Here is an 8,282-nt window from a genome sequence, read left to right as displayed (position 1 = left end):
TGATCACAACCCCGTCGGCCCCGTCCGCAACCGCCTTCTTGGCCGCCGCTCCGATCGCGTCCCAGTCGGCCGGTGTCAGCTGCGAGCTGTCTTTCTTCATCAGGTCCACGATGTCGACGTCCAGGCCCGCGGCCAATTCGGCGCCGCCGACCGTCGGCCGGCGGACACCGCTGGGGTCGGTGCTGGTGGCGATCGTTCCACCGGTGGTGATCACCACCAGGCGCGCGTTCGGCGGATCGGCGCCCGAGCGCGCCGGGGAGAGCATGCTCGCCAGCAGCAGCGCTGCGAGCAGCACCATACGGATGGCGGTCATGCGGCTAGCTGCGCCGGAAGCGGCCGAACCGCCGGGCGGGCGCTCCCGATGTGGCGGTGGCAACCCTGCCTCGCCGTCGGGCATCGACGGACCAGGCCCCCGCACCGGTGGTGGCCAGCAGCAGGAACGCGAAGCAGTACATGATGGCCAGCTCGCCGCCATTGCCGCCGAGCTGCTGATCGAACGGCCAGAAGCTCGCGGACGGACCCTCCAGCGGCGGCCAGTGCATCCAGAAGTAGGCCACGGCCATCTCACCGGCGGCGATAATCGCGGCGATGCGGGTGCCGAGCCCGACGAGGATCAGCAGGCCGGTGACGAATTCGATCACGCCTGCCCACCATCCCGGCCAGGTGCCGAAGGGAATGGCTTCTCCGAGCGGCCAGCCGAACAGCTTCATCGAGCCGTGCAGCGTGAAAAGCAGACCGAAGATGATGCGGAAAATACTCAGAACGGGCGAGGAATAACTTGCGAGACGAGCGTCCACATTGGCAGTCATGGACTGACCCTAACGCGCCGAAAGCACAAATGGGCCGGGCGAAACGAACTCGCCCGGCCCACTGCGCAGTGCTATCTATACGTCGAAGTACAGAGCAAACTCGTACGGGTGCGGACGGATCTGCACCGGCAGAATCTCCTCCTCGCGTTTGTACGAGATCCAGGTCTCGATCAGATCCTCGGTGAACACGCCGCCCTCGGTGAGGTAGTCGTGGTCCTCCTCCAGCCGGTCGATCACCGCCGACAGCGCCGTCGGCGTCTGCGGGATGCTCGCGGCCTCGTCGGGCGGCAGCTCGTAGAGATCCTTGTCGACCGGCGACTGGGGCTCGAGCTTTTTCTTGATCCCGTCGAGGCCGGCCATCATCTCGGCCGCAAACGCCAGGTACGGGTTGCCCGACGAGTCGGGGCAGCGGAACTCCAGCCGCTTTGCCTTCGGATTCGTGCCGGTGACCGGGATGCGGACGCACGCCGACCGATTGCGCTGGCTGTAGACCAGGTTGATCGGCGCCTCGTAGCCGGGTACCAGCCGCTTGTACGAGTTCATTGTCGGGTTGGTGAACGCCAGCAGCGACGGCGCGTGGTGCAGCAGGCCGCCGATGTAGTGGCGGGCCATGTCCGACAGGCCGGCGTAGCCCGACTCGTCGTAGAACAGCGGGGTGCCGTCCTTCCACAGCGACTGGTGCGTGTGCATGCCCGAACCGTTGTCCTCGAACAGCGGTTTCGGCATGAACGTGACGGTTTTGCCGTTGTGCCACGCGGTGTTCTTGATGATGTACTTGTACAGCTGCTGATCGTCGGCCGCGTGCAACAGCGTGTTGTATTGGTAGTTGATCTCGGCCTGCCCGCCGCTGCCCACCTCGTGGTGGCCCTTTTCCAGGACGAAGCCGGCGTTGATCAGGTTCGTCAACATCTTGTCGCGCAGGTCGACGTACTGGTCGTTGGGCGCCACCGGGAAGTAACCGCCCTTGTGGCGGGTCTTGTAGCCGCGGTTCGGGCTGCCGTCGGGTTCGGTCGCGTTGCCGGTGTTCCACCAACCCCCGACAGCGTCGACCTCATAGAACGAGCCGTTGGCCCGCGAGTCGAACGCGACCGAGTCGAAGATGTAGAACTCGGCCTCGGCGCCGAAGTAGGCGGTGTCGGCGATGCCGGTGCTTTCCAGGTATTTCTCGGCCTTGCGCGCGATGTTGCGCGGGTCGCGGGAGTACGCCTCGAGGGTGAACGGATCGTGCACGAAGAAGTTCAGGTTGAGCGTCTTGGCTTCGCGGAACGGGTCAACCTGCGCGGTGTCCGGGTCTGGCAGCAGGATCATGTCGGACTCGTGGATCTGTTGGAAGCCGCGGATCGATGAGCCGTCGAACGCGATCCCATTTTCGAACACGGTCTCGTCGAAGGCCGACGCCGGGATGGTGAAGTGTTGCATGACGCCGGGTAGATCGCAGAACCGCACGTCGATGTAGCGGACGTCCTCGTCCTTGGCGAGCTTGAAGACGTCATCGGGCGTCATATCTGCCACTGAGCACTCTCCTTATATCTGGTTGAACCCGCGGGTGACGCTATGGACACGATGTTGCACGGCAGTCAACCGCATGTTGCGCCGAAGTTACGCCATTCCGCCGCAGCGGCCGTGATCGGGCCGGTTGGTGCCCGCCTATCCTGACAGTATGGCCCGCACAACTGGGTCCTGGCTGTCCGGGCCCGAGCCGTCAGAATCGGGGACCGCCGACCAAGGACCCAACGACTATCCCGGCCAGCGCCTCGGCCTGCCGGAGAACGGACCGCGATCCCTGGCACGGATGGGCCGGCGCATTGCGGCGCTGTTCGTCGACTGGCTGATCGCCTACGGACTGGCGGCCCTGGCCATGACGGTCGGGCTGGTCACGCTGCAAATGCTGTCCACGGCCGTGCTGGTCATCTGGTTCGTGCTGGGCGCGGCATCTGTTCGGCTTTTCGGCTTCACCCCGGGCCAGTACGCGCTCGGCCTCATCGTGGTGCCCGTCGACAACAGGCTGCACGTCGGGTTGGGCCGCGCGCTGGTGCGCGGGCTACTGATCGCGCTGGTGATACCGCCGCTGATCACCGACACCGACCTGCGCGGATTGCACGACCGGTTGACGAATACCGCCGTCGTAAGGCGTTAGCGCCTGCGCACCGTCCGCTGCATGCCGCGCATCTTGGCGGCGGTGGGCATCGGACCCTTGGGCATCGCCGCCGGCCCGACCTTCGATCCCAGTGCCCCCAGCCGCGATTCCAGCGAGTCCATCTGCTTGACGGTGATGTTGGCGGGCAGCCGGCTCAGGTGCCGTTCCAGCTTTCCCAGCGGCACTTCGCCATCGCCGGTGCCGATCACGACGTCATAGATCGGCACCTCGCCGACCAGCCGGGCGGTGCGCTTCTTTTCCTGGGCCAGCAGCGGTTTCACCCGCGCCGGCGACCCTTCGCCGACGAAGATCACGCCGGGCCGGCCGATCACCCGGTGCACGGCGTCGAGGTGGCCGGTGGCGGCGACACCCGGGGTCACCCGCCACTTGCCGCGCATGTTCTCCAGCGCCCACGCCGCCGCACCGGCCTGACCCTCCGCCTTGCGATAGACCGATTTCTGCGCGCGGCGGCCGAAGATGATGAAGGCCACCAGCGCGCCGAGCACCACGCCCAGCGGGATCATCATGTAGGTCGTGAAGCCGCCGGCGAAGATTCCGGCGACCACCGAGGCGGCCACGATCAGCACAAACGCGCCGATCATGTACGGCAGCAGCCGTTTGTCTTCCTTGCGCTGAATCTGGAAAGCCTGCCAGAGCTGGCCGCGGCGCTGCTTGGAGGCGGCCTTTCGGGTGGCCTTGGCCTCGGATTTGGCGGCCTTCGCGGCGGCGGGGTTGCGGGTCTTCGCCATGGCTTCAGGATACGGGTGTGCCCGAAGCCCTCAAGCCGACTGCCTGCGCGTACAGCCGACCCGCCCGGTACGACGACCGCACCAGCGGTCCGGCCAGCACCCCGGCGAAGCCGAGCTGCTCGGCGAACCGGGCGTGCTCGACGAATTCGTCGGGGTCCACCCAGCGCTCAACCGGGTGATGGCGGGCCGATGGCCGCAGGTACTGGGTGATGGTGACGATGTCGCAGCCGGCGTCGAGCAGATCGGTAAGCGCCGTGCGCACCTCGTCGGGCGTCTCACCCATGCCGAGGATCAGGTTGGACTTGGTGACCAGCCCGTAGTCGCGGGCGGCGGTGAGCACCGCAAGGCTGCGGTCATAGCGGAAGGCCGGACGGATGCGCTTGAAGATGCGCGGCACGGTTTCGACGTTGTGCGCCAATACTTCTGGCCGTGACTCGAAGACCTGCTCGAGCAGCGCGGGCTCGCCGTTGAAGTCGGGAATCAGCAACTCCACACCGGTGTCCGGGTTGAGTTTGCGGATATAGCGCACGGTCTCGGCATACAGCCACGCCCCGCCGTCGGGCAGGTCGTCGCGGGCGACGCCGGTGACGGTGGAGTAGCGCAGTCCCATCGCCGCCACGCTCTCGGCGACCCGGCGGGGCTCGTCGCGGTCGAGCTCGGCCGGCTTGCCGGTGTCGATCTGGCAGAAGTCGCAGCGCCGCGTGCACTGGTCGCCGCCGATCAAGAACGTCGCCTCGCGGTCCTCCCAGCACTCGTAGATGTTGGGGCAGCCGGCTTCCTCGCAGACGGTGTGCAGGCCTTCCCGCCGGACCAGGCTCTTCAGTTGCGTGTACTCCGGGCCCGTCCGCATCCGGGTCTTGATCCACGGCGGCTTGTGCTCGATCGGTGTCTGCGCGTTGCGGACTTCCAATCGCAGCAGCTTGCGGCCTTCCGGGGCGATGGTCACGTCTTCAACGCTACCCGTAGCCGGCCGTCCAGCGCGTCGCACACGGCGGCGGCGGCGCGCTCTATTACGTCGTCGACGCCGACCCGGCGACCGAGTTCGGCGGTCAGCGATGTCACGCCGGCGTCGGAAATCCCGCACGGCACAATGGGGGAGAACGCGCCCAGGTCGCAGTCGCAGTTCAGCGCGAACCCGTGCAGGGTCGTCGCGCGTGACACCCGGATCCCGATCGCACCGACCTTTCGCGCGGGCCTGCTGTCGTCGCCGGTCACCCACACACCCGACCGGCCCGCCACCCGTCCGGCTTCCAGACCCAGATCGGCGCACACGCGGATCAACGATTCCTCAAGTCGCCGAACGAAATTCACCACATCCAGCGGTTCGGCCAGCCCGACGATGGGATAGCCGACCAACTGGCCCGGGCCGTGCCACGTGATCTTGCCGCCGCGATCGGTGTCTACGACGGGGGTGCCGTCCGCCGGACGCTCCTCGGGCAGTGTGCGCCGGCCGGCGGTGTAGACCGACGGATGTTGCAGCAGCAGTAGCGTGTCCGGACCGCCCGCGACGCGGGCATCGAGAAGCTCGCGCTGCAGCTGCCATGCGGTGTGATAGTCGATCGTGCCCAGCTGCCGCACGTCGATCGGTGTGGTGGCCGACCGGATGGAACTCACGATTCGACGGTACCGCTACTGATGTTGTCGGCCGTGGTTGGCCGTTGCCGGGGTAACGGTTGCCCGGCCCGATAGTCGTGTTCTTGTCCGGCCGGGCGGGCGAGATTTGGTTCCTGGCATCCCTGGCTGGTGTCGGCTACCCGTCGCCCGCTGGCGGTGGGGCGCGGTCTGGTTGGTAGCTCTCACGACGCGATCCTCTGGTCGCGTGCGTGTCACACCTTCCCGACGCCGCGCCTTATGGCCAAAACCGCTCCCGTAGCGGTCGCGGGATTGGCATTCATCGATGTTCCGAACTAGTGGTTGTCACGCGGGCTCGTCGCGTAGGCCAGTGCTTCGTTGATGGTGTTGTGGTGGAAGCCGAATCCGTGGCGTTCCAGCGCGGCCGGGACGGCGCGCTGCCCGCCGAGCAGCCCTTCGTCGGCGAACTCGCCCAGCAGCGTGCGCAGCACGAAGGCGGGCATCAGCAGCGGAGTCGGCCGGTTCACCGCTCGGCCCATCGCCGCGGTGAACTCGGCGTTGGTGACCGGGCCGGGTCCGGTGAAGTTCACCGGGCCGGCCAGCTCGTCGTGGAAGATCGCGAACAGCAGCGCCCGCACCTCGTCCTCGAGGCTGATCCACGGCATGTACTGGCGGCCGTTGCCCAGCCGCGCGCCGAGCCCGAGCGAGAACAGGGGCCGCAGTCGGCCCAGCATCCCGCCGCCCGGGGAGAGCACCAGGCCGGTTCGGGCCAGCACGACGCGCACGCCGCCGTGGCGCGCCGGCGCCGTTGCGGCCTCCCAGTCTCGGCACAGTTGGGCGAGAAACCCGTCGCCCAGCGGCGCGGTTTCGTCGGCGGTCCGGCCGCCGGTGTTGCCGTAATAGCCGACCGCACTGGCGTTGATCAGAACCGGTACGCCGGCCTCCACGACGGCGGCCGACAGCACTTCGGTCGGCTCGATTCGACTGTCCCGCAGGCTCTGCTTGAACGCCCCGGACCACCGCCTGGCACCGACGTTGACCCCGCACATGTTCACCGCGGCGCCCACCCCGCGCAACGCGTTCGCGTCGAACTCGCCGGTGTCGGGATTCCAGAACAGCTCGTCGGAGTTCGACGGCGCCCGGCGGACGATGCGCAGCACCCGGTGGTCGGCGGCCCGCAACGCCGAAACCAGCGCCGAGCCGATGAGACCCGAGGACCCCGCGATCGCGATGGCACCGTTGGTCACGGGGTCAGAGCCCCAGGTCTGCCTCGAATGCGCCCTCTTCGAGTCGCCGTTTGATGGTGGTCAGGAATCGTCCGGCGTCCGCGCCGTCGATGAGCCGGTGGTCGTAGGTCAGCGGGAGATAGCAGACCGAGCGCACGCCGATCGACTCGTTACCGGTCTCGTCGACGACCACCCGGGGACGTTTGACGATCGCACCGGTGCCCAGCATCGACGCCTGGGGCGGCACCAGGATCGGGGTGTCGAAGAGCGCGCCCTGGCTGCCGATGTTGGTGATGGTGAACGTCCCACCGGACAGCTCGTCGGGCCGCAGGTCTCCCGACCGGGCCCGGGCCGCGATGTCGGCGATGGCGCGCGCGAGTCCGGCCAGCGACAGGTCACCGGCATTGTGTATCACCGGCGACAGCAAGCCCTGTTCGGTGTCGACGGCGAACCCGAGGTGCTCGGCGTCGTAATAGGTGATCTCCTTGGTTTCCTCGTTGTAGCTGGCGTTGACGTTCGGGTGCATCTTCAACGCGTCGATGACCGCGCGCGCAATGAACGGCAGGTACGTCAGGTTGACGCCCTCGCGCTCGGCGAATTTGTCCTTCGCCCGCGCCCGCAGCGCCACGATCTTTGTCATGTCGACCTCGTGGGTCTGCGTCAATTGCGCTGTGGCCTGCAGTGATTCGCGTGTCTTCTTGGCAGTGATCTGCCGGATGCGGCTGGCCTTCTGGGTGGTGCCGCGCAAGTGGGCCAGCGCGGGGGCGGGTTCCGCCTCTTTCTTGGCTGGCGCCTCTGCGGCGGCCGGCTCCTCGGCGGGGGCCTTCTTGGCTTCCGCCGCGGCCAGCACGTCTTGCTTGCGGATGCGCCCACCGACACCGGTGCCCTCTACCGTCGCAAGGTCGATGTCGTTCTCGCTGGCCAGTTTTCGCACCAGCGGGGTCACATAGGGAGCGCCGTCGGACGGGGCTTCCGCCGCGGGTTCCGGCGTGGGTTCCGGCTTCGCTTCGGGTTTGGCTTCCTCTTTTGGCTCGGGCTCCGGCTTCGCTTCCACTTTGGGCTCTTCCTTCGCCTCCTCCGCCTCTTCCTTGGGCTCCTCTTTCGGTTCTTCCTTCGGCTCTTCCTTGGGTTCCGGCTTTTCGGCGGGCGCGGCGCCGGCGTAGCCGATCTTGGCCAGCTCGCCGCCGACGGACACCGTGTCGTCCTCTTCGGCCGTGATGCTGACCAGCGTGCCGGCCACCGGCGACGGGATCTCGGTGTCGACCTTGTCGGTGGACACCTCGACCAGCGGCTCGTCGACCTCGACGCTGTCGCCGACCTTCTTCAGCCAGCGCGTCACCGTGCCCTCGGTGACCGACTCGCCCAGCTCGGGCATCAGCACCGGGGTGGCTTCACCGCCGGCAGACTCGGGCTTGGCCTCGGGCTCCTCTTCTTTCTCTTCCGCGGCCGGCTCCGGTTGAGCGGCGGGCTCCTCGGCTGGCTTCTCCTGCTCGGCGGGTTGCTCTTCTTCGGCCGGTTTCTCCTCCTCTGCCGGTTTCTCGGCCTGCGCTTCGCCGTCGCCCTCGGCGGTTTCACCCTCGTCCCCGATCACGGCGAGGTCGCCGCCCACCTCAACCGTGTCGTCTTCCTGCGCGACGATCTTGGTCAGCACGCCCGCAGCGGGGGACGGGATTTCGGTGTCGACCTTGTCGGTGGAGACCTCGAGCAGCGGTTCGTCCAGCTCGACCGTGTCGCCCTCTTGCTTGAGCCAACGGGTGACGGTCCCCTCGGTGACGCTCTCGCCGAGTGC

Annotated in this window: 9 protein-coding genes; 1 reads left to right on the top strand and 8 read right to left on the bottom strand. The window is 67.5% G+C overall.

What is annotated here, in order from left to right:
- From ACRDU5_RS09290 to glnA, 3 genes are all read right to left on the bottom strand, one after another.
- Positions 1-265 (bottom strand): asparaginase domain-containing protein (locus ACRDU5_RS09290; protein ID WP_526614191.1); only part of this gene is annotated, 265 nt, incomplete at its 3' end.
- Between the two features lie 52 nt (positions 266-317).
- Complete coding sequence (locus tag ACRDU5_RS09285; protein WP_526614189.1) at positions 318-809, bottom strand: DoxX family protein; 492 nt, start codon at positions 807-809, stop codon at positions 318-320.
- Positions 810-884: 75 nt separating this feature from the next.
- Positions 885-2,321, bottom strand: coding sequence for a type I glutamate--ammonia ligase (gene glnA, locus ACRDU5_RS09280; RefSeq protein WP_526614188.1), 1,437 nt, complete (start codon positions 2,319-2,321; stop codon positions 885-887).
- Positions 2,322-2,469: 148 nt separating this feature from the next.
- Between glnA and ACRDU5_RS09275 the strand changes: the two genes are divergently transcribed.
- Positions 2,470-2,946, top strand: a complete 477-nt coding sequence (locus ACRDU5_RS09275; RefSeq protein ID WP_526614187.1) for an RDD family protein — start codon at positions 2,470-2,472, stop codon at positions 2,944-2,946.
- Here ACRDU5_RS09275 and ACRDU5_RS09270 read toward each other — a convergent pair.
- The 5 genes from ACRDU5_RS09270 to sucB all read right to left on the bottom strand — a co-directional run.
- Positions 2,943-3,695 (bottom strand): DUF4191 family protein, encoded by a 753-nt coding sequence (locus ACRDU5_RS09270; protein WP_526614186.1) that lies wholly within the window; start codon positions 3,693-3,695, stop codon positions 2,943-2,945. The genes ACRDU5_RS09275 and ACRDU5_RS09270 overlap by 4 nt on opposite strands.
- Positions 3,696-3,699: 4 nt before the next feature.
- The gene (lipA, locus tag ACRDU5_RS09265; protein WP_526614185.1) at positions 3,700-4,641 is read right to left on the bottom strand and encodes a lipoyl synthase; all 942 of its coding nucleotides are present in this window, start codon (positions 4,639-4,641) and stop codon (positions 3,700-3,702) included.
- Positions 4,638-5,312, bottom strand: coding sequence for a lipoyl(octanoyl) transferase LipB (lipB, locus tag ACRDU5_RS09260; protein ID WP_526614190.1), 675 nt, complete (start codon positions 5,310-5,312; stop codon positions 4,638-4,640). Before lipB ends, lipA begins: the two co-directional genes overlap by 4 nt.
- 290 nt (positions 5,313-5,602) lie before the next feature.
- Positions 5,603-6,514 (bottom strand): TIGR01777 family oxidoreductase, encoded by a 912-nt coding sequence (locus ACRDU5_RS09255; protein ID WP_526614184.1) that lies wholly within the window; start codon positions 6,512-6,514, stop codon positions 5,603-5,605.
- 4 nt (positions 6,515-6,518) lie between these two features.
- Positions 6,519-8,282 (bottom strand): 2-oxoglutarate dehydrogenase, E2 component, dihydrolipoamide succinyltransferase (gene sucB, locus ACRDU5_RS09250; protein ID WP_526614183.1); only part of this gene is annotated, 1,764 nt, incomplete at its 5' end.

Origin of the sequence: Mycobacterium sp., assembly GCF_050701515.1 — a bacterium.
GTDB lineage: Bacteria > Actinomycetota > Actinomycetes > Mycobacteriales > Mycobacteriaceae > Mycobacterium.
Note: the sequence above shows the minus strand (reverse complement) of the source record. Positions and strands in the feature narration are given on the sequence as shown.

Excerpts from the sequence above, each read along its gene's own strand:
- ACRDU5_RS09275 (WP_526614187.1), top strand. The coding sequence starts at position 2,470 with ATGGCCCGCACAACTGGGTCCTGGCTGTCCGGGCCCGAGCCGTCAGAA.
- ACRDU5_RS09270 (WP_526614186.1), bottom strand. The coding sequence starts at position 3,695 with ATGGCGAAGACCCGCAACCCCGCCGCCGCGAAGGCCGCCAAATCCGAG.
- ACRDU5_RS09285 (WP_526614189.1), bottom strand. The coding sequence starts at position 809 with ATGACTGCCAATGTGGACGCTCGTCTCGCAAGTTATTCCTCGCCCGTT.